General features: G+C 39.2%; 21 protein-coding genes. 12 read left to right on the top strand and 9 right to left on the bottom strand.

The window, feature by feature from the left end:
• Nucleotides 1-3 precede the first annotated feature (3 nt).
• Entirely contained in the window at nucleotides 4-678 is a 675-nt protein-coding gene (locus tag BN8061_RS00530) for a hypothetical protein (RefSeq protein WP_068595273.1), read from the top strand.
• Between the two features lie 20 nt (nucleotides 679-698).
• Nucleotides 699-1,742 (top strand): T9SS type B sorting domain-containing protein, encoded by a 1,044-nt coding sequence (locus tag BN8061_RS00525; RefSeq protein ID WP_154662226.1) that lies wholly within the window; start codon nucleotides 699-701, stop codon nucleotides 1,740-1,742.
• A 446-nt stretch (nucleotides 1,743-2,188) separates the two neighbouring features.
• On the opposite strand, the gene BN8061_RS00515 is transcribed toward BN8061_RS00525, so the two are convergent.
• Nucleotides 2,189-3,070: a GyrI-like domain-containing protein gene (locus BN8061_RS00515; protein WP_068595269.1), complete on the bottom strand. Its 882-nt coding sequence runs from the start codon at nucleotides 3,068-3,070 to the stop codon at nucleotides 2,189-2,191.
• 229 nt (nucleotides 3,071-3,299) lie between these two features.
• Here BN8061_RS00515 and BN8061_RS00510 point away from each other — a divergent pair, with 229 nt between their 5' ends.
• Nucleotides 3,300-3,911, top strand: coding sequence for an NUMOD4 domain-containing protein (locus tag BN8061_RS00510; protein ID WP_068595267.1), 612 nt, complete (start codon nucleotides 3,300-3,302; stop codon nucleotides 3,909-3,911).
• Nucleotides 3,912-3,968: 57 nt separating this feature from the next.
• On the opposite strand, the gene BN8061_RS00505 is transcribed toward BN8061_RS00510, so the two are convergent.
• Complete coding sequence (locus BN8061_RS00505; protein ID WP_068595265.1) at nucleotides 3,969-4,856, bottom strand: NifU family protein; 888 nt, start codon at nucleotides 4,854-4,856, stop codon at nucleotides 3,969-3,971.
• A gap of 56 nt (nucleotides 4,857-4,912) precedes the next feature.
• Here BN8061_RS00505 and BN8061_RS00500 point away from each other — a divergent pair, with 56 nt between their 5' ends.
• Nucleotides 4,913-5,428 (top strand): gamma carbonic anhydrase family protein, encoded by a 516-nt coding sequence (locus BN8061_RS00500; protein ID WP_068595264.1) that lies wholly within the window; start codon nucleotides 4,913-4,915, stop codon nucleotides 5,426-5,428.
• 16 nt (nucleotides 5,429-5,444) lie between these two features.
• Here BN8061_RS00500 and BN8061_RS00495 read toward each other — a convergent pair whose 3' ends face one another.
• Together BN8061_RS00495 and BN8061_RS11700 are read right to left on the bottom strand one after the other, a co-directional pair.
• Nucleotides 5,445-6,020, bottom strand: a complete 576-nt coding sequence (locus BN8061_RS00495; protein WP_068595547.1) for a DUF5715 family protein — start codon at nucleotides 6,018-6,020, stop codon at nucleotides 5,445-5,447.
• A gap of 62 nt (nucleotides 6,021-6,082) precedes the next feature.
• Entirely contained in the window at nucleotides 6,083-6,847 is a 765-nt protein-coding gene (locus BN8061_RS11700) for a DUF5715 family protein (protein ID WP_094745808.1), read from the bottom strand.
• Between the two features lie 480 nt (nucleotides 6,848-7,327).
• On the opposite strand from BN8061_RS11700, the gene BN8061_RS00485 reads away from it, so the two are divergent.
• Together BN8061_RS00485 and BN8061_RS00480 are read left to right on the top strand one after the other, a co-directional pair.
• Nucleotides 7,328-8,203 (top strand): carbon-nitrogen hydrolase, encoded by an 876-nt coding sequence (locus tag BN8061_RS00485; protein WP_068595262.1) that lies wholly within the window; start codon nucleotides 7,328-7,330, stop codon nucleotides 8,201-8,203.
• 182 nt (nucleotides 8,204-8,385) lie between these two features.
• Complete coding sequence (locus BN8061_RS00480) at nucleotides 8,386-9,441, top strand: agmatine deiminase family protein (protein WP_068595260.1); 1,056 nt, start codon at nucleotides 8,386-8,388, stop codon at nucleotides 9,439-9,441.
• A 115-nt stretch (nucleotides 9,442-9,556) separates the two neighbouring features.
• On the opposite strand, the gene BN8061_RS00475 is transcribed toward BN8061_RS00480, so the two are convergent.
• The 5 genes from BN8061_RS00475 to BN8061_RS00455 all read right to left on the bottom strand — a co-directional run bounded on the left by BN8061_RS00475 (nucleotide 9,557) and on the right by BN8061_RS00455 (nucleotide 15,694).
• On the bottom strand, nucleotides 9,557-10,525 hold the full coding sequence (locus BN8061_RS00475; protein WP_068595259.1) for a T9SS type A sorting domain-containing protein: 969 nt from the start codon (nucleotides 10,523-10,525) through the stop codon (nucleotides 9,557-9,559).
• A gap of 128 nt (nucleotides 10,526-10,653) precedes the next feature.
• A complete protein-coding gene (dinB, locus tag BN8061_RS00470; RefSeq protein WP_068595257.1) occupies nucleotides 10,654-11,727 on the bottom strand; it encodes a DNA polymerase IV in 1,074 nt (357 codons plus the stop codon).
• Complete coding sequence (locus BN8061_RS00465) at nucleotides 11,727-13,985, bottom strand: cation:proton antiporter (protein WP_068595255.1); 2,259 nt, start codon at nucleotides 13,983-13,985, stop codon at nucleotides 11,727-11,729. The genes dinB and BN8061_RS00465 overlap by 1 nt, the downstream gene beginning before the upstream one ends.
• Before the next feature lie 21 nt (nucleotides 13,986-14,006).
• Nucleotides 14,007-14,726, bottom strand: a complete 720-nt coding sequence (locus BN8061_RS00460; protein WP_068595253.1) for a class I SAM-dependent methyltransferase — start codon at nucleotides 14,724-14,726, stop codon at nucleotides 14,007-14,009.
• Nucleotides 14,723-15,694: a YpdA family putative bacillithiol disulfide reductase gene (locus tag BN8061_RS00455; protein WP_068595252.1), complete on the bottom strand. Its 972-nt coding sequence runs from the start codon at nucleotides 15,692-15,694 to the stop codon at nucleotides 14,723-14,725. Before BN8061_RS00455 ends, BN8061_RS00460 begins: the two co-directional genes overlap by 4 nt.
• 126 nt (nucleotides 15,695-15,820) lie before the next feature.
• Between BN8061_RS00455 and BN8061_RS00450 the strand changes: the two genes are divergently transcribed.
• From BN8061_RS00450 to BN8061_RS00425, 6 genes are all read left to right on the top strand, one after another.
• Nucleotides 15,821-16,402, top strand: a complete 582-nt coding sequence (locus BN8061_RS00450; protein ID WP_068595249.1) for a TetR/AcrR family transcriptional regulator — start codon at nucleotides 15,821-15,823, stop codon at nucleotides 16,400-16,402.
• A 6-nt stretch (nucleotides 16,403-16,408) separates the two neighbouring features.
• Nucleotides 16,409-17,725 carry a TolC family protein gene (locus BN8061_RS00445; protein WP_068595247.1) on the top strand — a complete coding sequence of 439 codons (1,317 nt, stop codon included), beginning with the start codon at nucleotides 16,409-16,411 and terminating at the stop codon, nucleotides 17,723-17,725.
• 34 nt (nucleotides 17,726-17,759) lie between these two features.
• Nucleotides 17,760-18,821 (top strand): efflux RND transporter periplasmic adaptor subunit, encoded by a 1,062-nt coding sequence (locus BN8061_RS00440; RefSeq protein WP_068595244.1) that lies wholly within the window; start codon nucleotides 17,760-17,762, stop codon nucleotides 18,819-18,821.
• 7 nt (nucleotides 18,822-18,828) lie between these two features.
• Nucleotides 18,829-21,996, top strand: coding sequence for an efflux RND transporter permease subunit (locus BN8061_RS00435; protein WP_068595242.1), 3,168 nt, complete (start codon nucleotides 18,829-18,831; stop codon nucleotides 21,994-21,996).
• A gap of 197 nt (nucleotides 21,997-22,193) precedes the next feature.
• Nucleotides 22,194-24,893: a PD-(D/E)XK nuclease family protein gene (locus BN8061_RS00430; protein ID WP_068595240.1), complete on the top strand. Its 2,700-nt coding sequence runs from the start codon at nucleotides 22,194-22,196 to the stop codon at nucleotides 24,891-24,893.
• A 53-nt stretch (nucleotides 24,894-24,946) separates the two neighbouring features.
• Nucleotides 24,947-26,221, top strand: a complete 1,275-nt coding sequence (locus BN8061_RS00425; RefSeq protein WP_068595238.1) for a dicarboxylate/amino acid:cation symporter — start codon at nucleotides 24,947-24,949, stop codon at nucleotides 26,219-26,221.
• The last annotated feature ends 104 nt before the right edge of the window (nucleotides 26,222-26,325 follow it).

Genomic DNA, 26,325 nt, shown 5'->3' with positions numbered 1-26,325 from the left:
AATATGAAAACGTTTCAATTAAAAAATATTTTATCGACAATCATGATGCTGATTGTCTTAGGTTTACAAGCGCAAACAACAACACAAAACATCAATTATGGTGATGTGAAAAACTACGCTGTTGATACAGCAGAAGGTACCGAAGGAACGCCAGGTTCTACCTACGAATGGTCTGTTTTGGATAGCTCGTCAAATTTGATGACAGGTCCCTTTGTGATAACTTATCAAATCACGTCAAAAAACAGTATACAAATCGATTGGAATACTACACCAGCAGGTACATACACGCTGAAGGTAGTGGAGACAAACAACGGCTGTAAAGATGAAAAGGAAATTAAAGTCATCATTGCCGCAGTTCAATATCCAGTATTGACAGCAGATAATGCGCAGATTTGTAGCACAGACACCACAACCTTTAGCATAAGCAATGCAGCTGCCGATAGCAAAATCAGCTACATCATAACAGGCGGAACAACAACAGATCAGAATCCTATAACAGTAGATGCTGATGGTAAGGCCACGATTACCGTAACACCAGATGCTGGCGTTGACAAAATCGTGGTGACACTTACGAAAATGGAGTTGAGTACCGGGACTAATGTCGATCTAGCAGCTCAAAACATTTCGGCAACGACTACGGTTATGACCACAACCACTTCGGCTATTGAGTTCGATTAATCATCAAAATCCAGATCAGGTTGAAGTTGAATCATATCCATATCAAACTATGCACGACAGCTCTTCTCGCTTTGGGAAGTGCTGTTCTGTATGGTCAACAAATGATCTGTTATAGTTCGACAAAGCAATACAGCGTCGATAAATCTGAAAATGGAGGAGAAGGATCAACAGCTTCTACCTATACTTGGAAAGTGCTCGAGTCTAATTTTAGAGGCGATATAAATCCCCTCACCGACTCGGGGAACCAGATTTCGGTTGATTGGGGCGAAACTTCTGCCGGTGATTATACTTTAGAAGTGACAGAAAACGGAATTTGTGGTGATGTAACCAAGCAGCTAAAAGTAACGATCGAAGAATCGATAGCAATTACACTGCCTCCACAATTCTACCTTTGTCCCGGATTGGTTACTACACTCACCGCTCCAGCCGGATATGACAATTACCAATGGTACGATGCAAACCACAATTTGGTAGGCGAAGGAGCTGAAATAGAGGTGGGTGAGCCAGGGATTTACACCGTGGTTGTAGAGAAAGGTTCTTGTAGTGCAAAGGCGCAAACCGAAGTAATTTTGGTCGAATTCCCAACTTTCGTCGTGAATACCGATCTCGACAATTCGATCATTATTGTGGCGAGTGGCGGAAATTCTTCGGTCGAATATCAATTAGAACATGAAAACGGAACGATTATTTATCCATGGCAGCATTCGAACACCTTCCTCAGCGTACCAAAAGGGCGATATGTCGTAAGAATACGCTCGTTGAATGGAGATTGTCTAACACATATTGCATTAGAAGCGTTCATTTTGCCCAATGCCATTACACCAAATGGCGATAACAAGAACGACACTTGGGATCTGAGCAAACATTTGGCACAATATCCAGAAGCTGTAATAGAAATCTATGATCGATACGGACGAAAATTAATCGAAATCACCGCCAAAGATAATTTCATTTGGGATGGAAAAGTCAACGGACATGCACTACCAACCGATAGTTATTGGTATTTGATTCGAATCGATGAAAAACAAACCAAGTCAGGATCAATACTCTTGAAATATAAATAAACTTACGGAGAACTTGTTGTCTCGTTGAGCCTTTGGCAGACGCCAGATGTCATACGGTTTATGCTACTCTTCAAGTCGGTCGCTAAGCTTGTCGAAGGGAAAACGGCATTTAAATCGTTGGCGTTAAGAAAATCATTTTCAAGAAGCAATAGAATGAATTACCGACTGAAAGGAGCGATTTAATTCACTCCTGAAGTGAAAAGGATTTTTAGCCAAAACGATTTAAAGCCTTGATTTTTTTGGTTCATTTTTTTCATCAAGAAAAAAGTAATAAAATAAAGAAATATTAGCATATTTATCATGCAAAGCCTCTCGAAGTAACCTTTAGAAGATGGACTTGCCTGGGCTTTGAGAACCTCAGCCTCCGCAGCCCAAATCCGCAATCCGAAATCCCGCGTCCCCTGAGCCTGTCAAATCGTCAACCAAAAACTCACATTCAGATTCCGTTATTGTTTTTTGGGTGTTATGATTTCGTAGTATATTCTCGATTGCAAGAGCAAACTATCGGTTTCTTTAGGATCGTTGAGGAAAACCTCCCCGTGTTTTTTACCCAATTTCAGATTGTTTTTCTCGGCATACCGTTTCATTAGGTCGAGGGTTGCTTTTTTCTTACTTTTTGGACCAATGTGAAGCGTTAATAAATATTTCCCTTTCGGGATGGAAACTTTTTGGAGTGGTTTACTGATTGGAAAACTCTCGATAAACGGAATTCCGCTAAAAAATGTTGTTTTATTTTTCTCTTCGTCCCAATGGGTATAATATATCGTAGGAAAACCCAAGTCGATATGCAGTCCCTCTTCTTGTTCAGATTTGGGTGCAAGAACGTTGTAAATATCTTCGAACGATTGATCGATGGCGTTGGTAATTTTGGATTGAGCTAGCGTTGTTTCATTCTTCACGGCAATTAAAGTAATGGCATCGGTCTCGAAAATTTTGTAATCACCAACCAATAATTTTCCTTCTTGTCTTTGCTTTTTCAGTTCAACTTTTACATATTCGTTCAAGCCCATGAGATTCTCTTCCAACAAGTCACTTCGGTTTTTGAAGAGGTTGTACCAACGGTAGAGATAGGGCAATTTTGGTCCTTCGTAAATCATTTTTACCAAAGTTTTTCCATCGTTATTAGCACTAAAATTAATGGTTAACGTTCCAGTTTCTTCCCATCCGAAATTTTCTATTTCGTACACCACATTTTGATTGATGTCGCTATCGACAATACTCAAGCGACCATCACCGATTGTAGCAGATTCTGATTCCCACTTCATCCAAGCGTTTACATCGCGAGGATTGGCAAAAAAACTCAAATCAACACGCTCTTCTTTTGGCATGAATTGTTGCCATTTCGATAGGTTTTGCAGGTTGTTGGGCGCTTTTTATTTCTTTTTCGATTGTTACTGCAGCACAATTACTTATCAGAACGTTAATATAACGTTAATTTTGATTGAATCATTTTAATATGCTTATATTTGAGATTCACTACATCGAAAAATCCCAAAAAAAGGATTAAACCACCTTAAATCCATTTCAATTGATGTTGAAGAAATATAAGAGAGATTAATGTTTAGAATTTATCCGGGAGAAACTTTTAAAGAAGTTCATTTCGAACCCAAAAGAAAAAAAAGATACGCCATTTCGAATTTCGGGCGCTTTATTTCGTTTACCAATTCTTTCGAAGATGGTGTCATTATAAAAGGAAGTATGACCGAAGGATACCGACTTTTTAGGTATAAAAACTTCAAAGATGGTAAGGCGAGTTATGGGCATCGTTTTTTTTCGAAAATGGTTGCTGAAAATTTTCTAGAAAAAACGTCGGAAGATCAAGTATATGTCTTGCATTTGGATTATAATAAAGACAACGATTATGTGAAAAATCTGAAATGGGCTACAAAGGAAGAAATGTATGCGCATCAGAAAAATAGTCCTTTTGTGAAGCAAGCCATCGAAGAACGTAAGTCGAAAGTAAGACAAAAAGGCATGAAACTTACCCTTACGCAGGTGATGCGGATAAAAAAGAAAATCGAAAATCCGAATCGCAAAACCAGATTACGCCTGATTGCGAAAGAGTTTGGGATAAGCGAAATGCAACTTTATCGAATCAAAAGAGGAGAGAATTGGGGAAATGTAAAAGTAAATGTAAGTACTAGAGAAAATAATAAAGAAGATAAGTAGAAAAAAAGCAAAGGGTTTCAAGAAATTGAAACCCTTTGTGTTGCGATAGCTCGAAAACTACCCGTTGATAGCTTCTACATTTTCTACCACATTGGGCAACATTTGTTTCAAAATACCTTCGATACCGTTTTTCAGTGTGGCGGTAGAAGATGGGCAACCCGAACATGCACCTTGCAAAAGCATTTTGGCTGTTTTGGTTTCTTCGTCAAACTCGATCAATTCAATATTACCGCCATCGTTGGCAACAGCAGGTTGCACATACTCATCGAGAATAGCTTTTATCTGATGTTCTGCATCGGTATAATCGTTGCTGTCTTTCATGAGGATTTGCGTAGGCGTTTCGGTTTTGAAGACGTAATCTTGCTCGAAAATTTTGCCATCGTTTTGCAAATAATTCAGGATGTATGCCCGAACATCCATCGTCCATAAATCCCACGATTCTTGGTTGTTTTTGGTCAACGAAATATAGTTTTCGGCGACAAAAATTTCTTCGATAAAAGGGTATTCTCCAAAAATTGCCTCTGCTACGGGCACGCCAGCCGTGTTTTCTCGTGATTTGATTTCGATTATATCTGGAACCAACAAACGGTTTGCAACAAATTTCATCACATTGGGGTTAGGCGTCATTTCTGCATAGACCGTAATCGGCTCTTTTTTAGTAGACGCTAAAATAACCGTTCCTTCGTCATAATGATCTTGTACGATCTCTGCCAAATCATCCTGAACATCTTCCCAGGAAATTGCTTCGACTTTCTGTATTGCGACAAAATTAGCAGTGATGAAGACCTTCTCGACGAAAGGTATGCACAATAAAATCTGCGCTAGGGGCGATGTTGAGTTATCGGTGACTTCGCTAAATTCTATGCCTCCAGAAGTGAGTTGAGTCGGACAAACAAACTTCAAAATATTGGGATTTGGAGTACTTTCTGTATAAACTGTTTTCATATTACAAATTTAGGCATTATCCAGTATCTTTACACATACAAAAAATAATTTTCATCATGGCTATTATAAAAGAATTAAATGGTAAAAAACCAATCATCGGGCAGAATTGTTTCTTGGCAGACAATGCTGTTGTGGTGGGAGATGTAGAGATGGGAGATGATTGTTCGATATGGTTTTCTGCTGTGATTAGAGGAGATGTGCATTACATCAAAATGGGAAACAAAGTCAATGTACAAGACAATGCAACGATACACGCCACCTACAAGAAATCGCCAACCACAATTGGTAATAATGTTTCTATTGGTCATAATGCCATTGTGCATGGTTGTACGATACACGATAATGTGCTGATTGGGATGGGCGCAATTGTGATGGATGATTGTGTGGTAGAATCTAATTCGCTAATAGCAGCGGGCGCTATTCTTACCAAAGGCACTTATGTACAAGAAGGCGAATTGTGGGCGGGAATCCCAGCAAAGAAAATAAAAGATGTTCCCAAAGAGCTGAAAGAAGGCGAAATAGAACGTATAGCGAATAATTATTTGCTTTACAGCAGTTGGTATAAAGAGTAAAATAGCGAAGTGTTGCCTAATATTTGCGAACAATCACATGGTAACACTTCATTTTATTCTCTTTCACATAATAGATTTTTCCTTGTTTCTGAAAGATTTTCAAAACGTTTTCTAACTCTTTCTCTAGCGTAAGATTTCTTTCGTGTTTGTGATTGAAGCGTACATACGAAATATCGAACGCCGCCCCAAAATTGTGCGAACTGTCATTTGACGAGGCGTTGGTGTTCACTCTACGCAATCTATTCTGATCGTCTAATGTTCTGGTAAGCGAGGTAACGATGAAGAAGTTTTGCCCGGTTGTTCGTACAAATTCACGTGCGATATCGGCTAGTACTTTTTGACCTTTTGGGACAAGATATGAATGACTATGAGAGAGATTTGCCACGCGAAATCCATATCCGCGTTGCTTTACTTTTATCAATTTTCCTCGATTGATGTATTTGTCGAGCTGTTCTTTGTTGATGATCAAATCTACCCCATGCGACTTGGCTGCAGACAAATGGGTGAGGTATTCTTTGGTGGGTTCTATGGTTGCCTGTGCTTGTGTGGTGCTGAAAATCAAAAATAAAAATAAAACGAAAAAAGTTCTCACGTTCGATAATTTACTCAAAATTAATTCATTCAATCTATAGAACGCTAACTTTCGATGAATTATTATAAATGTTGATGATATTCTTCACTCAACATCTCGGGATAGACCAAATTAGGATTTCTCACCGTTATGTGAAAGCAAGGTTGTCTTCTTTCTTTTATATAGTAAATCTTACCTTCTGTAACCAATTGATCTAGAATGTTTTTCATTACCGATTCGTAGGTGTAATTTCTTCCTCTTATTCCATCATCATACTGTGCATACGAGATGTCGAATGCTGCACCATATTCATGTGCGCTGTTTCCTTTTGCGGCATTGCTATTTACACGACGCAATTTTTGTTGGGTTTCGAGCGTGCGAGTCAGAGAAGAAATGCTCAGTCTAGTGCCAGTTTCCAGTTTAAATTTCTCCGAAACTTCATACAAGATTTCCAAAGCGGGTTTTATGAGGTAAGGTCTACTGTGCGTCAGTTTTTGCAGCACGTAGGTGTCCGTAATTTCGGGCACTTCGAACAGTTTATTTTCATTCACCAACGATTCCATATGGATAAAATCGGTTATCAGCGGAACATCGAACGATGAGGCTTCGAAAACGTGGTCAGAATAGGTGATTTTATCTTTCAAAAAGACCGCTCTTTTGGTAGACGAACTCGATGAAACGGCAGAAAAAGAGGTTTGATTTTTTATTTCGGTGGTGTAGTCTACCGTGGCTGCTTTTTTATAATTTGCTAGGTTCATGTTCAGGATGTAATCCTCAACATTTACACTCGATTGTGCAAACAATCCGATCGAACTCATCATTGCGCCGGCATAAAAAAATCTTTTCATTCTGACTCATTAAGAAATTACAACGCCAAAAATAAAACTTTCAGCCCTGAAAATTAGCCGATAAATTATAAAATTTTGCTAAAACATTCTTAAAGTTATTGCTCGATTGAATAATTTTTTTAATTTTTATCATAAATGTAATAAAATTTATATTTTTTGCAAAGAAAATTACTCGCGTTCAATAGTTTGCTTGATGAATGTTTTTTCTGTGAGGTAAAGCATTTATATAGAGTAGCTTTTCGACAGTTGTTTTTTTAGTTTTATATTTAAAAATTGATTTGCAACTGAAAATAGGGTAAACTCATAACTCATAACCTTTCCAACCTAAACCTATTTATTTAAAACAAAACCATACCAAAATGCGAGTATGGATTTGTTGTTTTTGTAAAATGTTATTTTATTTTTTTGTAAGTTCAATGATAATGCTTCGCTTGGTGTAATATTTGTTATTTTTGTTGTTCATTAATACCAAATATCATCATGTCTAAAGTGAAAATAGGAGTTGTGCAAATGTCTTGTACAGCTAACAAACAAGAAAATTTAGAAAAAGCAATTCAGAAAGTAAAAGATGCAGCCTCAAAAGGCGCCGAGATCGTTTGTTTACAAGAATTGTTTACCTCCTTATATTTCTGCGATGTAGAAGATTATGACAACTTCGATTTGGCAGAGTCTATCCCAGGACCATCGACAGATGCTTTGTCGCAAGTGGCAAAAGAGTTGGACGTTGTAATCATTGCCTCTTTGTTCGAGAAACGCGCCGAAGGTTTGTACCACAACACGACGGCAGTACTGGATGCAGACGGAACGTATTTGGGTAAATATAGAAAAATGCATATACCCGATGATCCAGCATTTTACGAGAAATTTTATTTTACACCTGGTGATTTAGGATACAAAACATTCCAGACCAAATTTGGCAAAATAGGCGTGCTGATTTGTTGGGATCAATGGTATCCAGAAGCGGCAAGAATCACGGCACTCATGGGAGCGGAAATTCTGTTTTATCCTACCGCAATTGGCTGGGCAACCGACCAAGACGAAGAAACGAATCGCGATCAATACAACGCTTGGCAGACCATTCAACGATCACATGCCGTTGCAAACGGAGTTCCGGTGGTATCGGTGAACCGAGTTGGATTTGAGCAAGACGGTGCAATGAAGTTTTGGGGCGGATCGTTTGTAACCAATGCACAAGGCAAATTGCTGTACTTGGCATCGCACGATAAGGAAGAAACAGAAGTAGTGGAAGTCGATCTGAAAGATTCTGATTTCTTCCGTAAACATTGGCCTTTCTTGCGCGATCGCAGAATAGATTCTTATCAACCCATTACCAAACGTTTTTTAGACGAAGATTGATGAGCAGGCGAGCGTTAAACTGTATCCCATTGTTTTTTTTAATTTAATGATTATCAGGGTGGTTACAGAGTTAAAAAATTCAAGTAAATCATCATTCTAAATGAAAAATAATAGTTTGCATACAGCATAACGAGGCAAAAACAGATAGAATATACAATATAATCAGCTAAAGAATCATAAAATTGAAAACAATAGACACCACTCAATATCCAAAAGATTTAGGATTTCGTTTTCCTGCCGAATGGGAAGAACACGAAGCAACTTGGCTTTCTTGGCCGCACAAAGAAGCTTCTTGGCCAGATCGTATCCACCTCATCTATCCAGCTTACGCACAATTCATCGCCGAATTGTCTAAGAGCGAAAAGGTGAGAATAAATGTCGTAGACGAGCAAATGAAACGGTTTGCAGCGTCGCATATCATGAAAACAGATGCCTTTCTCGATCAGATAGAATATTATATTCATCCAACCAACGATGCTTGGTGTAGAGATCATGGACCAGCATTTTTGGTCAACGACCAAACCAAACAAAAAGCAATTGTAGATTGGGATTTCAATGCTTGGGGCGGAAAATACCCTCCATTCGATTTAGATGATGTAATTCCGACTAGGGTAGGCGAAGCCTTGGATTTGCCAGTGTTTCATCCTAAAATTATCATGGAAGGAGGGGCGGTTGATTTTAATGGCGCTGGCGTAGTGATGACATCGAAGTCGTGTTTGTTGAATGAAAATCGAAATCCGCATCTGACCAAAGAAGAAATCGAAGCATATCTGAAGAATTACTACAACGTATCGCAAGTGCTTTGGGTTGATGACGGAATTGTAGGAGACGATACCGACGGGCATATAGACGACACGATACGATTTGTAAACGAAGATACGGTCTTGTGTGTGGTAGAAGAAAACAAAGAAGACGATAATTACGAGATTTTACAACACAACCTGAAACAACTCTACGAAATGAAGTTGGAAGACGGGCGATTGCTCAATATCGTTCAACTGCCAATGCCAGATCCTGTGTATTGTGAAGGGGAGCGCTTGCCTGCTTCGTATGCAAATTTTTACATCGCCAACAAGAGCGTAATTGTGCCGACCTATCGTTGCGAAAAAGATAAAATTGCTTTGGCTATTATTCAAGAATGTTTTCCAGATCGTAAGGTGGTCGGCATCGATTCTACCGATATCATTTGGGGCTTGGGTAGTTTTCATTGCCTGAGTCAGCAAGAACCCAAAATATAGATTGATAAAAATAGAAATTAAACTGCCTCCAACAGAAAGTGACTAAATTCCTTTGGAGGCAGTGTTTTTAGGTGAAAGTTTTAAAATTTTATTCTAAAATATTTTTATCCTGATCTTATTTTTTGATTAGTTTTTTTATGGTTGATCGCCCATCTTTAGTGTTGACTTTTATGGTATAAATACCTTTTGGTAAATAAGATATATCGTTTGTATTAGAAGTAGAAATACTGATAAGTTTACCAGAAAGATCATAAATTTCTATTCTTTCTAATTCTTTAACATTTACTGTAAATTTTTCTGATGCTGGATTTGGGAAAATAGTGATTTCCTTAGAAAGTGCCATGTTTTCGGTGCTCAAAAAACTTTCATCATAAAGAGCCATGGCCAATCCTCTAAGATCCGTAAATATCAAAGGACCAAAAGTGTCGTTGAGTGAAATCCAATCGCTAATACCAGCATTCCACAAATCAAATGGGTCTACTAAAAGGGCATCATTATAATGGCTATCTGTACTGAAAAACCAATTGAAAACCAATTCGTCAGCCAAGTTGGTATCCTCAGAAATTGTTGGTGTAAAAATTACCCAATACCTCGTGTTAGCTTCTGCTACGAAACCAGAGGTGTCTATCAAAAAACTATAAACTAGGTCTGAATCCAATTTTGTAAGTTGCATTCGTTCGTCGCTTCTCTCAAGATTGAGTTCATATATTGGAGTGCCAGATTGTGTCGGAATTCCAGCTGGTTTGCCATTGTTGTCTGCATAAATGTAGAGTGAAGCTCCAGTACAAACGTCTAGAAAATTATCTTCTCCCTGAAAACCTACAAACTCAAAAGTTTTTACAGCTGTCGTGGTTGAAAGTTGAAAATCTTCTGCCACAAAGATTCCTTCTCCGTTTGGCAACTTAGTACTCATTATTGCGGTTTGTGGATTGACATTTTGTAGAAAAACTGGTTCTGAATTTACTTTTGCAAAAGCTGATACCGCTGCTTTAGTTTCAAATTTTTTTACTGCTGTTTCTTGAGCTGAAAGTGAAATACCCGTCAAAAATGCTATTGTTAGCAGGTGTAAATATTGTTTTTTCATAATCTGTGTTTTATAGTCACGTAAAATTAAAAATATTGAAAAAAAGTTTTCAAAAATAGTATGTTTTTTAGTTAAACCATAAATTTATTGCTTTTTTAAAATTTCATTCTAAAACTTTTATTTAATTTTTACCTACTCGGGAAGATGATTTCCAATTGTTTACCGTTGGCTTTATGGTTGTCGAGATTGCTTAGGCTAATGCCGAGTAAACGCACAGGTCTGAAAGGGGTAAAAGAGTCGTGGAGAAGTGCGCTCACCGTCTCTGAAAATAATTCGCGGTTTTTGATGGGATACGAAAAAGTTTTGCTTTTCGTTTGAACCTGAAAATCATTAAACTTCATTTTCAAAGTTAGGGTTCGTCCAAAGACTCGATTTTTCTCGCTCCAATCCCAAATTTCTTCAATCATCGGAAGCAAATTCAAATGCATCTCTTCATAGCGTTCCAAATCTTTCGGAAAAGTATTTTCGGTGCCAATCGATTTTCTGATTCGCTCTACTTTTACTTCTCGGTGGTCTATTGCACGCGCAATGTTGAAGTAGTATTGCCCCGATTTTCCGAATTCTCTTATCAAGCGTTCAAGCGGAAGCTTCTTCAAATCCAACCCAGTATGAATGTTCATCAAATGCATGCGTTGAGCAGTCATTTTTCCTATGCCATAAAACTTTTCGATCGGGAGTTCTTCTACAAACTTTTCTGCCATTTTTGGCGTAATCACAAACAATCCGTCTGGTTTGTTGTAGTCTGAAGCAATTTTAGCTAAAAACTTGTTGAACGATACGCCTGCCGAAGCTGTTAATTGGGTACGATCTTTTATTTTTTGCTTTATTTCTCTTGCAATATCGGTTGCAATCTGCCTATCGAAATGATTTTTGGTGACGTCTAAGTAGGCTTCATCAATCGACAATGGTTCGATAAGATCGGTATATTCTGCAAAAATTTCTCGTACCTGACGCGAAACTTCTTTGTATTTTTGATAGTTTCCTTTTACAAAAATCAGTTCAGGACATAAGCGTTTCGCAACCATTGAAGACATTGCCGATTTTACGCCATAGCGTCTTGCCTCGTAACTTGCCGTCGAAATCACACCGCGTTCTCCATCGCCACCAACCGCTATGCACTTTCCGCGCAAGTCTGGATGGTCTCGTTGTTCTACAGACGCAAAAAATGCATCCATATCGATATGAATGATTTTGCGAAGCATTATTTGAGATGATTTTCTTGAATGAATTCTCGTAGATTTTTCTTATCTGCCACAATGGTAATGTAGTCGCCCTCGAGAATCGGGATGTTTCGGTCTGGGTTGTAGATCATTTCACCATTGCGTTCGATCGCGACAACCAAACCTTTTGCCTTGTCTTTTACCCAACCAACATTCTTACAAAGGGCTGCCGATACGCTATCAGGTACCGCAACTTTATCCATCGTAATGTTGAGGTCGGTCGAGACTTCTGATGCTTCGATAAGTTTCTCGATCGATTTTATGTATTGTTCAAAACCCTGAATTTGTTCGTCTGTACCGATGATTCCCAAAATGTCATTCGAAAAAAGCACATCTGAACTGCTGGGCATTTGGATGATATTTCCACCGCGTTTGATATATACAATATTGATATTGAATCGCTTACGCCAATTGAGTTCTTCTAAAGTCTTCCCGGCAAAATCGATGTGCTTCGGGACGTTGATCTCCGATATATGGGTGTTGTCCCAAGTGTATCGATAGAGGGATTTTTGTTCTGATTTTTTCGATTGTATTTCGCGTTCATTAAGGTTGAAAACAAATCGATTGGTGAGCATTTTGTAATAATTTCGTAATCCTGGATTTATCAAATACATCACCAATCCGAGCGAAAGCGTAAAGATAAGACTCACAATGATACTATCGAAAAAGCGATGGTAGATGAAGAGAATCAAACTGATCAAAATAATGATTCGGATTGCGGTAATGGTGATGATGGGACCTCGATTGAAAGGCGATTCGTTCCAAATACTCTGGATTTCGTTTTTGGTCGGACGATCTCCTAAAATTGCCCAAACGAACGGAATCGAAATCAACAAAGCAAGCGCCAAACCAAAGCCATGAGCATAGGTGAGATTATGGGTCAAATCGAAAAGATAGGGAACTACAAAAAACTCCACGGCCAGAGTAATTGCAATGATCAGAACAGTATTGATCGTAATGGTTGTAAAGGTTTTTTTCAAATGTTTTTTCCAAGAATTCTCATCTTGTATGTGCTGGGTATCGGTCGAATATACAGAAATGGCGTGAATGAATTTGGGTGGTAAATTACGGTTGAGAAATTCGTAAGTTGGTTCTGATAATTTTATCAAATAAGGTGTAGTAAAGGTTGTAATAGCCGATACCCCAACCGCAACCGGAAATAGGAAATCGCTGGTTACACCCAATGTGAGTCCCAAACTTGCAACAATAAAAGCAAATTCGCCAATCTGTGCCATACTCATCCCCACTTGTACAGACTGTTTCAGAGGTTGACCAGAAATCAGCGCGCCCATCCCTGTGAAAAGTAATTTACCCACAATGGTAATGAGCGTGACCACAAAAATTGCCCAACGATGTTCGTACATTGCCGCTGGGTCTATCATCATCCCGATCGATACAAAGAAAATGGTAGCAAATAGGTTTTTTACAGAAGCTATTGTGTGTTCTATGCGTTCTGCATAAACTGTTTCTGCCAAGATAGAGCCCATAACAAAGGCACCCAACTCGATAGAGAAACCAACCGAATCGGCTATGAAAACCATTCCGAAACACAATCCAATCGAGAGGATGAGCAAAGCTTCATCGTCCAAATGTTTTTTTAGACTTCTAAGCAAAGACGGTATTACAAAGATACCAGCGACAAACCAAATGATAAGAAAGAATAAGAGTTTGAGCAACGAGCCAAACATTTCCGAACCGTTGAATTGCTGACTGATGGCTAAAGTAGAAAGCATCACCATAAGCAAAATCACCACAATATCTTCTACGATGAGAATGCCAAATACTACACTTGCGAATTTTTTTCGTTTCAAACCCAATTCTTCAAATGCTCGAATGATAATAGTAGTAGAAGAACTTGCTAGCAAACCGCCCAGAAAAATACTGTCCATCTGGCTCCAACCCAGCGCTTGACCCGCAAAATATCCCACTGTACAAATGCAGATGATTTCGAACAAGGCAGTGATGGAAGCCGCGCCTCCCACATTCAACAATTTTTTGAAACTAAATTCTAATCCTAAACTGAAAAGTAAAAAAATGACCCCAATCTTGGCAAGTATCTCCACATTGTGAGCATCGGCAACGTTTGGTATATACTCAAAGTGAGGTCCTACCAAAAAGCCAGCGATGATAAAACCCAATACTAAAGGTTGGTTGATTCGTTTGAAAATAATTGTGGTAATTGCACCAACACCTAAGATCAGAGCTAAATCGACGATGAGTTTCGGTAAGTGTCCTTCCATATAAGTTGTTTGTTTGTGCGGTTATATCTTGGTTAATTTAGCTAAATATGCTGGTCCATCTTCGATTACGATTTCAGACAGAAAACCATTAGCTCTAGCGGCATGGTGCAAGGTGTTGAAATCCAAATAGAGCCAAGGGAAAACCTCGATCTCGTGATTGTAATGCGTGATGAATTCCACTTCACCATAATATCTACCATTCGCTGGAATCAAAATTCCGCCATCCTCATCACGATCGTACATATAGGCGATGTCGTTGCTATCGATCAGAATTTCGCCATTTTCCACTAGCAAAGTATGTAATTTTTGAAGATACTCATCTATTTTGTCTAGGTTTTGAAAAATTCCTGTGCCATTCATCAAAAGTAAAATGGTGTCAAACGGTGTTTCTTCTAAAAAGAGCAAATCGGTGCAAATCGCATTTTTTACACCCCTAGCTTTGGCGATTTCGATGGCCAAAGGTGATTTGTCTAAGGCAGTGACGTCGAGGTGTTTCACATCTTGTAGGTACAAACTGTGCGATCCAGCGCCGCAACCTACGTCTAGAACACGACCTTTGGCACGCATCAAGGCGTTTTGCTCGAGGTCGTTCATCTCACCAAAATCTCGAAAGAGGTATTCTATAGGGAAATCGTCTAATTCCGAAATATTGGTTTCGGTTTCCAGTTTCCCTTTCAGTTGGTTATGATAATAATCGCTGATGGCTTTTCCCATCAAATCTTTTCCCAATAGCGTATTCATCGTTTTGTTTTTATATCGTTTATTATTTGTTGAGCATGTATTCTAGAATTTTCTATAAACCATTTGTGGGTTTCCATACCGCCGCAAACCACCCCAGCAAGGTAAAAATTTTTTACATTACTCTCCATTGTTTCAGGATTATAAATTGGAATTTTCAGGTATGGATTCTGATATGCTATTCCACAATTTTCTAGAAAATCGAAATCGGGTTGATAACCCGTCATGGCCAATACGACGTCGTTGTCAATTTCTTCCGTTCCATGTTTGGTTTTAAAGATAACAGAATTTTCTTTTATTTCGATCAAATTGCTTTCAAAATAAGCTTTGATGCTTCCCTCTTTTATTCTATTTTCGATATCCGGCCTTACCCAATATTTCAACCGATCGGTAAATCCGTCATTTCGAATGATCATCGTCACTTGAGCACCTTTTCGATAACATTCCAAAGCGGCATCTACGGCAGAGTTGTTGGCGCCTACTACCACCACTTTTTGGAAAGCGAACGGATGAGCTTCTTTGAAGTAATGATGAACCTTTGGTAAGTTTTCGCCTTCGATGCCTAGGTAGATAGGATGATCGTAAAAGCCTGTAGCAAGAATTATATGACGGGTTGTATAGCTCGTCTTGACGGTTTCGACTTTGAATAACTCATCGCTCGACTTTTCTATATTTATTACCTCTTCGTAGAGATGCAAGTTGAATTGATGGTAACGATGAATGTTTCGGTAATACTCCAAGGCTTCTTGTCTCCCGGGTTTTGGTGCAATGCAATTGAATGGGATGTCACCGATTTCTAATCGCTCGGCAGTAGAAAAGAAAGTCATATACAACGGATAGTTGTACAAACTGTTGGTCAATGTTCCTTTTTCTAAAATTATATACCGAAGATTTTCTTTTTTGGCTTCTATGGCACAGGCCAATCCGATCGGACCTGCGCCTACAATGATAAGATCAACTGTGTTCGACATATAGCAAATTTACAAATTGAAATAGAGGTCGAATTGTTAAAGTTTTATAATTTTTGGTTTAACAATTTTGTCAAAACAAATTGGTTTAATAATTTTGTTTGACATTTTTGTTAAATAAGAGTATAAATGAAAGATCAGACAGAAGAAATCATCAAAGAAACCGCCAAGAAGATGTTTTTTGCAGAAGGTCGTTTTATGGCGACCACGCAAGAGATAGCCGATGAAGCGGGTGTCAATCGCACTTTAATCAATTATTACTTCAGGTCGCGAGACAATTTGTTGAGTATTATTTTAGAAGAAGCCAAGATGCTGGATATGGAACGTTACAAGATTATCTTGCAGAATAACGAACAAGACATACGGTCGATGGTGAGTGTTTTTATCGACAACACCATCGAGAATTCGTTGAAGTATCCGTATTTAGAAACCTATATTGTATCGCAAATGAACAATGGTAGTTTTTTCGAGCAGTCTGATGTTTCCGAAATTGTCACCGTGTTGTTTCAGTGCCTCGAAGAAGAAATGGAAAAAGGAAATATCGAAAAAGTCGAGCCTATTCAGTTTTTGCTGAACATGATTTCTTTGGTGAATTTTCCGTTAGTAAATCGTCCGTTAATTCAACAAAATCTCAACATATCCAATCAAGAATACAAACGAATACTTTCTCGTCGAAAAGAAGTCATTCTCCAAACACTTTTTAAAAAGTAAAACATTATGCGACACATCAAAATTTTGGTCTCTGCAATCGCATTGTCTTTATTCGGATTTTTACAAGCCCAGAAAAAGATTACGTTACAAGAGGCAATACAATATGCTCTAGAAAACAAGGCAGAAGCCAAACGAGCAGACTTAGCAGTGCAGAAAGCAGAGTATAAAATCTCTGAAGCAAAAGCAGGAGCTTTGCCACAGATTTCGGCAAATGCTGGTTTGACATATAATGCCATCATTCAAGAAATGTCTATGGACATTGGTCAGGGAGTGATGGTCATCAAAATGGGGCAACCATGGAACACCAATTTAGGAGTGAGTGTTTATCAAAATCTTTTCGATCAACGTGTATTTACAGGTTTGAAAGCAGCAAAATCGACACGAGATTTTTACCTTATCAATGCTCAACTTACCGATGAGCAAATTATAGAACGAGTAGCAACAGCTTACTATGAAGTTTTTATACAAGAAGAAAAACTGAAAACCATCGACAAAAGTTTAGACAATACCAAACGAGTACAGAAAATCATCAAAAGTTTGGTAGATAACGGTTTGGCTCGCCCAATCGATTTGGATCGAATCAATGTGCAAGTGAACAATATTTTATCGTCGCGACAACAATTGGTAAACGCCGTAGACATGACCGAAAATGCACTGAAATTCTACATGGGATACCCCATAGATCAAGACATCGAATTGGAAGAACGGAGTCTCGAACCCAGTTTGTTGAGCCTCGACGAGCAAGTCAATACCGAGAATAGAACAGAATATCAGGTGTTGAGCAAACAGAAAGAATTGCTTACCTACGCCCGCGAAGCAGAGAAAGCAGCCTTATACCCGATCGTAGGGCTTACGGCAAACTATGGAGTGCAAGGTTTTGGTGAGAAATTCATGACCTCTAAAGATTATTATTGGTCAGATTTGGCTTCGGTCGGATTGAGCGTAAAAGTCCCAATCTTCTCTGGTGGTGCAACCAAAGCGAGAATTGCGCAGGCAGAGGTCGATTTACTCGATTTGGAAGAACAAATCAACGATACAAAATTAGGACTCGATTTAGAATATCAGAATGCGAAATCTCAAATTGAAAACACCTTGAAAAGCGTCGAAATCCAAGCCGAAAACGTGGCGTTGGCCGATAAAGTGTTGAGCAACACCCAAGCCAATTACCAACAAGGTTTGGCAAATCTTACCGATATTATCGATGCCGAAAATGCCCTTACAGACGCACGAAACAATTATTCTAATGCTTTGTTGGAGTATAAAATAGCCGAAATAGGGCTGATAAAAGCCAAAGGAGAATTATTTAATCTCACCCAATTATAAATGATAACGAACGACTTTTAATCGAAATAAAAAAATGAAAAAAACAATTATATACCTTGTAGTCGCTGCTTTGTTGATCGGATTGGCAGCTTATAAAATCATCGACAACCGAAATCAACAACGTGCGCAGGTTGAAGAAGTAGCAAAACAAGTTGATAAAATCAACGTGAATGTGATCACAGTGACGCGCGAAGATATCAATACCGATTATTCGGCAAACGGAACATTCATCCCGAAACAAGAAACTCAAATTTCATCAGAACTTGCTGGTAAAGTGGTGAATGTTTACGTGAAAGAAGGTTCGAGAGTAGGAGCAGGGCAGACGGTGGCAGTCATCAAAAAAGATGCGATCGACGTAGAGATGAGTCAGGCACAAAACAATTTACAAAATGCCATCATCGACAATCAGCGTTACGAAAATGCCTATCAGACGGGAGGTGTAACCAAACAGCAATTAGACCATTCTCGCTTACAACTGAAAAACGCACAAGCCGCTGTACAAGCTCAGAAAGTAAGAGAAAACACCGCCAATGTTCGTTCGGGAATTAGCGGTACAATCAACAAACGAATGGTAGAGCCGGGCGCAATTGTTTCTCCCGGGACACCCATGTTCGAGGTGGTCAACATCAATACGCTCAAACTTTCTGTATTGGTAGACGAGAGTCAGGTTGGCCGCATCCAAGTTGGACAAATCGTCGACATCAAGGTGAATGTGTTGCCAGAAGAACGCTTTTCTGGTCGCATTTCATTCATCGCTCCTAAAAGTGATGCTTCGCTCAATTTTCCAGTAGAAATAGAAGTGTCGAACAACGGACAGTTAAAAGCGGGGATGTATGCAACGGCTACTTTCAAAACCAATCATGGCGTAGAAACACAAAACATGATTACCGTACCAGCCGAAGCTTTTGTAAACGGCGTGAGCTCGGGGCAATTGTTTGTAGTAGAAAATGGAGCTGTAAAATTGATCAAAGTGTCTACAGGTAAAGTTTACGGAAACAAAGTTCAAATCCTCAGCGGACTGAATGGTGGAGAACAAGTCGTGACCAGCGGACAAATTAACCTCGACAATGGATCGAAAGTGAACATCATAAAGTAAAGCCAAAATGAAATTAGCAGAAATATCGATCAAAAGACCTACACTGGTCATTGTACTTTTTACTTTGCTCACCTTGGGCGGGATATTGAGTTATAGTTTGATGGGATACGAGTTGATTCCAAAATTCGAAACCAATATCGTGACCATCTCTACCGTGTATCCGGGAGCCTCGCCCAGCGAAGTCGAAACATCGGTGACGCGTAAAATAGAAGATGCTGTAGGATCTTTGGAGAATGTAAAAAAAGTAGAAGCCTCGTCGTACGAGAGTTTGTCGGTAATCATGGTTCAGTTGAATACGGGTGCCGATGTGAACTATGCCCTCAACGACGCTCAGCGAAAAGTAAATGCAATTTTGTCTGAATTGCCTGATGATGTAGATCCGCCTTCGCTCAACAAATTCTCGTTAGACGATTTACCAATCATCACCATGAGTATTTCATCCGACAAGTTGAACGATAAAGAATTGTACGATCTACTCGATAAGAAAGTAGAACCTATCTTTTCTCGGGTAAATGGAGTTGCACAGGTAGACCTGATTGGTGGGCAAGAGCGCGAAATACAAGTGAATGTAGACGAGCGTAAACTGCAAGGATATGGCATCTCGATTGCAGAAGTACAGCAAGCAGTTTTATCGTCGAATTTAGATTTTCCGACCGGGAGCTTAAAATCTCGTTCAACCAAATCGACTATCCGTTTATCGGGAAAATTTCAGTCGGTAGACGAGTTGAATAACCTCATTGTGTCTAACCGCAACGGTGCACAAATTCGATTGGGAGATGTGGCAACGGTGTTCGATACCCAAAAAGATGTCGATAAAATTGCACGATTCAACCAAAAGCCAACCATCTTATTACAGGTAAAAAAACAGTCAGATGCAAACGCCGTTGAGGTATCCGAATTGGTAAAAAAAACCATACAAGAAGTAGAGTCTGATTACCAAGAACAAGGCTTGAAATTGAGTTTGGTAAACGATACCACCGATTTTACACTTGCAGCAGCCAATCACGTGATTTTCGATTTGTTTTTAGCGGTAATTCTCGTGGCAGTGGTGATGATGTTGTTCTTGCATAGCATCCGAAATGCATTCATCGTAATGGTGGCAATTCCGGTCTCGTTGGTATCAACATTCATCGGGATGTATCTGATGGGCTATACTTTGAACTTGATGAGTTTGCTCGGACTTTCGTTGGTGGTTGGGATCTTGGTCGACGACGCAATTGTAGTTTTAGAAAACATTTATCGCCACATGGAAATGGGAAAATCTAGAATTCGTGCTGCTTACGACGGTGCTTCAGAAATCGGATTCACCGTTTCGGCAATTACCTTGGTGATTGTGGTAGTGTTCTTGCCTATTGCAATGAGTAGCGGGTTGGTTGCCAATATTTTGGCGCAGTTCTGTGTGACGGTTGTCATTGCAACGCTGTTCTCGTATCTGGCATCTTTTTCGATTATTCCTTGGTTATCGTCTCGATTCGGGAAATTGGAGCATTTAACTGGTAAAAATTTATTCGAAAAATTCATCCTTTGGTTCGAAAATATTTTGGACGATTTTACCCATTGGATTTCAGATATTCTAAGATGGTGTTTGACAACAACTTTTAGAAGAATTGTAACCGTTGTAGGAACGTTTATCATCCTATTTTCATCATTCGGATTAGTAGCTTTTGGTTTCATCGGAGGAGAATTTATGCCGAATACAGATCGCGGACAATTCTTAGTTCAAATGGAATTGCCCAAAGATGCAACCATCGAAAAAATGAATCAAGTTACCTTAGAAGTTGAACGATTCTTACGCAACGATCCAGATGTAGTCGATATGATTACCACTGTGGGGCAGCAATCTTCTGGTTTTGGAGGCGTACAGGCAACCGCTTATCAGTCTGAAATTCAAGTCATCCTTACCGATAAATCGGAGCGTGATGTGAATACCGAAATCAAATCTGCCAAAATAAAACGAGCATTAGAAGAAAAATTTACGGGCGTAGAATTCAAAACCGTTCCGGTCGGATTGATGGGAGCTGAGAATGCTCCAATCGAGTTGGTGGTGACAGCTCCTGATAACGAAACGGCAACAAAAGAGGCAACTCGACTATTAGAATTGCTGAAAACCGTTCCAGGTGCAGTCGATGCCGAGTTGTCTACCGATACAGGAAATCCAGAAGTTCGGGTCAATATAGATCGAGATAAAATGGCTGCATTGGGTCTTAATTTGGCAAGCGTCGGACAAACCATGCAAACAGCTTTCAGCGGGAATACCGATGGTAAATTTCGAGCTGGTGAGTACGAGTACGACATCAACATCCGTTTTGCCGATGCCAATCGCCAATCCATCGAAGATGTAAGCAACCTGATGTTTACCAATGCACAGGGTCAAAAAATTCGATTGAGCCAGTTCGCCAATGTAGAGATGAGTTCTGGACCAAGTTTGTTGCAACGTCGCGACAAAGCACCTGCTGTAAAAGTGCAATCAAAAGTGGTCGGAAGACCCGTTGGTGATGTCGCAAACGAATGGTCTGCAATGTTTATGGACGGACAAGAAAAACCAGTTGGCGTCAATTATATATGGTCGGGTGATATGGAAAATCAACAAGATGGTTTTGGTACAATCTTGATTGCATTAGTAGCCGCAATTATTTTGGTGTACTTGGTAATGGTGTCGTTGTACGATAGTTTTGTGTACCCATTTGTGGTATTGTTCTCGATTCCGTTGGCATTGATTGGGGTAATGGTCATCCTCGCCTTGACTGGGAATTCACTCAATATCTTTACCTTACTTGGCATGATAATGCTGATCGGATTGGTAGCCAAAAATGCAATTCTTATCGTCGATTTCACCAATATGCGTAAAGCTGCTGGTGCTGATACACACGAGGCGTTGATACAGGCAAATCATGCTCGTTTGCGTCCAATCTTGATGACCACCATTGCCATGGTGTTTGGGATGTTGCCAATTGCTTTGGCAAATGGCGATGGCGCAGAGATGAACAAAGGACTTGCTTGGGTAATTATCGGAGGTTTGATTTCGTCATTATTCCTTACGTTGATTATCGTACCTGTTGTTTATTCTTTATTCGACTCGGTCTTGGATCGATTCAGAAAAGGAGAAAAAATAGATTACGCCGCAGAAATGGTAGCCGATTACGAGGCTAAAGAAATAAAAGAAGAGTGGGAATAGGCTTATTCTTACCCAACGAAATTTAGCGCCAAACGGATGCATTTGCATCCGTTTGGCGTTTATAGCGAGCAGGATATTTTTTTATAAATTAGAAAACTCTATTCGATATTTTGTAGACCAGAATTTTTTTTAGACAATCAAAACCATCTTTTTTTGAGTTGCTACTTGTATCTTCGTAAAAAAATATTTTCGAAACCATGAGTGCTTTTATACAGAAATTAGTGAAAACATTGTTGCAAAATCCAAAAAATCTTATGCACACGACCTTGGTTTTGCCTGGTAAACGACCCATGCTTTTCATCAAACAAGAATTTCAGCGTCAACAAACCGGAATTGTTTTACCCAAAATGATCAGCATAGAAGATTTTGTCGCAGAAATGGGCAAAGTACAATTGATTTCTGGTTTACCCTTATGGTTTCGGGCTTATAAATCATATAAAACATGTTTCCCAGAAGGGGATAGTTTTGATGATTTTATCAAATGGATTCCAACACTGCTCAAAGATTTCGACGATATCGACTCAACCCTTTTGCAACCCAATCTGTTTTTCGATTATTTGGTGTCGATCGAGCGAATCAAAAATTGGGGAGTAGAGCAAGAGGCGGTAGAACAAAATCCGATCATGAAAAATCATTTGGAGTTTTGGAAGATGGTCAAACTTTTTTATTCGCAATTCAAATCCGATTTACTTGCCCAAAAAACGGCTTATCATGGTTTGGCAAACAGGCTTGCGGTAGAAAATTTGCCAGCTTTCATGGCGCAGAATACACAAAATTTTGTGTTTGCTGGGTTTAATGCTTTGACGCTCGCCGAAGAAAAGATTTTATTAGGATTGGTTAAAGAAAAGCAAGCTCAAATTTTTTGGGATTGTGATGCATATTTTCTGCAAGAAGCGCAAGAATCTGGAACCTTTTTGCGTCGATACAAAGCACGATTAGCCGACTGGAATTGGACGTTTGAGGATTTCGAAAAACCAAAAGAAATTGAAGTTACAGGCATTTCGAAACAAGTTGGGCAAGCCAAATATATCAGTCAATTGCTGAGCGAAAAGTCTGAAGATGAATTGAAAAAAACCGCTTTGATTTTGGCAGATGAAGCGCTATTGCCCGCCGTGCTGAATGCGTTGCCTGCCAATATCCAACACGTGAATATTTCGATGGGAATTCCGTTGAAAACGGTGCCTTTGGCACAATTCTTCAAATCGGTTTTTGAGTTGCAAATGAACCGAGAAAAATTGGGAAAATACAAGGCGTTTTACTTCAAAAACATCGTTCAAATTTTAGAAAATTCATCGCTGAAAACTTTTCAGCAAAAGGTTGACCGAGAATTGATACTGCGCATTCAATCGAATAACCGCATTTTCAACTCGCCTCAATTTTTGCTCGATAACCTCAACGGTTCGTTTTTTCAAAACTTATTTCAAATTCCCAATTCGCCAAAACATTTCGTCGATATAGTGTTGACGTTTACTCAAAACTTGTTGCAAAACACCGATAAAACAAATGCGCTTATGCGAGAGCACCTTTTTTATTTCGAAAAAGTTTTTGCACAATTGTCGAATGAAATACAAGTTTTAGAAACGGTGACCAATTACAGAACGCTGTATTTGTTGTACCAAAAATTGATACAAACCGAAAATTTAAGTTTTATTGGAGAACCCTTAGAAGGCTTGCAGATTATGGGGCTTCTAGAGACGCGATTGATCAATTTCGAGCATATTATCCTCACCTCTGTCAACGAAGATGTTTTACCGCTTGGTCGCCAAAACAATACCTTTATACCTTATGATATTCGCAAAGAAAAAGGGCTGAATACCTTTAGCGATAACGATGCCATCTATGCTTACCACTTTTATCGTCTGCTATCGAGAGCCTCTCGAGTGAATCTGATTTACAATACTGATCCCGATGGTTTGGGAGCAGGCGACAAAAGTAGATTCATCGAGCAAATGCATTTCGAGAGTCCGCATCGCCTCAATTTTGGTTTTGCCAAACCGCATTTCGAACTTGTGCCCAAAAAATTATTTCAAATACAAAAAACGCCCAAAACCTTAGAAGTGCTCAACAATTGGGCATGCAATACCGGAATTACACCTACTGCGCTGGGCTTGTATTTGAGAAATCCGATCGAGTTTTACGAGAAAATTGTTCTGGGGGTAAATGATGTAGAAGAGGCAGAAGAAGATATCTCGACAAAAACAATGGGAAATATAGTGCACAAAACGCTAGAAGATCTCTACAAACCCTATATAGGCAGGCAATTGCACGCAAATGATTTCAAAGAAATGCACGCTCGAAAAGTGAAGTTGTTGGAGGATAATTTCAAGTTGGAATACAAAGAGGGCGAAATCGATCGCGGACAAAATTTACTAATAAAGCGCATTGTTCTTCGCATAATCGAGGGCGTATTGTTTAGAGACGAAGAAACTGCCAAATCGAACGAATTGATTGTCTTGGCATTAGAAAAACGATTAGAACTAATCATTGATTTGGATGAAACACCAATCAAACTGAAAGGATTTGTCGATCGGATTGATAGCGTAAACGGACTCAAAAGAATCATCGATTACAAAACAGGTAATGTACAAACAGATGGAAAAGATCTTCAAATCACTTTGGAAAAGCTCGAAGATGTTTTTTCTGATAAAAAAAATGCTAAAGCATTGCAGTTGCTCTTTTATGCTCATTTGTATCTAAGGCAAGAAGAACACGAAAAGCAGGCAATTCAACTTTGTATCTATCCGCTCAAATATCCGAATTTAGATTTGTTGAAATTCGCAATCGATAAGGTAGATAAAGTAGATTTTGGTATAATAGAACAAACGCAAGAATTATTAGAAAATCTGATTCGTGAAATCCTTCATCCGGCCATTCCATTCGAAGAAAATTCGAAATAGTCAACACAAAGTGATTTCAAATTATTAATTTCACACCCGAAAAATATCATCAAATGAAAAACAATAAGCTTTTTATTGCCATCATCATTGGGCTAGTTGCCGGTGTTGCATTAGGCGGAATCGTACATTACGTTTTTCCAGATGCGATTGCCGGTTTTTCGAAAAACATCAAACTACTTGGAACCGTTTTCATACGATTGGTTCAAATGATCATTGCTCCCTTGGTTTTTTCAACCTTGGTTGTGGGTATCGCCAAAATGGGCGATATGCGACTGGTAGGACGTGTAGGAGGTAAAGCAATGGTTTGGTTCATTACAGCCTCGCTTATTTCACTCACAATCGGATTGATCATCGTGAATATTATACGCCCTGGAGAAAACATGAACTTGACGATCGATAGCGCAGATGCAGGCGATTTGCTGCAAAATTCTAGTTCGGCTCTCACGCTAGAACACTTTGTGAGCCATGTGATTCCGAAATCTGTTTTCGAGGCTTTTGCAACGAATGAAATTCTACAAATTGTAATTTTTTCTATCTTTTTTGGCGTGGCTTTGGCAGCTTATGGTAAAGAGGGCGAAGTCCTCACCAAAGCGTTAGACAAAGTAGCTCATGTGGTACTCAAAATGGTCGAATACATCATGTGGGTTGCACCAGTTGGAGTTTTTGGAGCGATTGCCGCTGCAATTGCATTGCATGGATTCGGAGTATTTGTAATGTACGGAAAATTCTTACTCGCCTTTTCGGTTGGGATATTTATTTTATGGATAGTTTTGATCGCTGTAGGCTATTTTATTTTAGGAAAAGCACAACTTGTCAGTCTATTGAAACACATCAAAGCGCCTTTGCTCATCGCTTTTTCTACGACAAGTAGCGAGGCAGTTTTCCCTAAATTGGTAGAAGAATTAGAGGATTACGGAGCAGATTCTAAAGTCGTCTCTTTCATCCTACCATTAGGCTATTCTTTCAACTTAGATGGCAGTATGATGTATATGACGTTTGCCAGCATGTTCATCGCACAGGTTTATAATGTTCCAATGCCGTTGGAAAAACAAATCTTGATGTTGCTCGTCTTGATGCTCACGAGTAAAGGCGTTGCGGGTGTGCCAAGAGCATCGCTCATCGTCGTTATCGCGACCTGTACCATGTTTGGTATTCCGCCAGAAGGCATTGCTTTAATTTTGCCAATCGATCATTTTTGCGATATGGCGCGCAGTATGACCAATGTTTTGGGTAATGCTTTGGCAACGGCTTCGGTAAACAAATGGGAGCATACTCGTTTGGAAGCGGTAGAAAGAAAGATCGAAAGATTGAATAGAGAAAAAGAATAATCTAAAAAAGGAGTTGGTTTGACAGCTCCTTTTTGTTTTTTTGATATTGATTGCATACCAAAATTTAGTCTTCAAATATTAGTAAAATAAATCAGCCTTGATTA

Source organism: Vaginella massiliensis, from assembly GCF_900089075.1.
Lineage (GTDB): Bacteria > Bacteroidota > Bacteroidia > Flavobacteriales > Weeksellaceae > Weeksella > Weeksella massiliensis_A.
The sequence above is the reverse complement of the archived record's forward strand: the minus strand, read 5'-3'. Positions and strand labels throughout refer to the sequence as shown.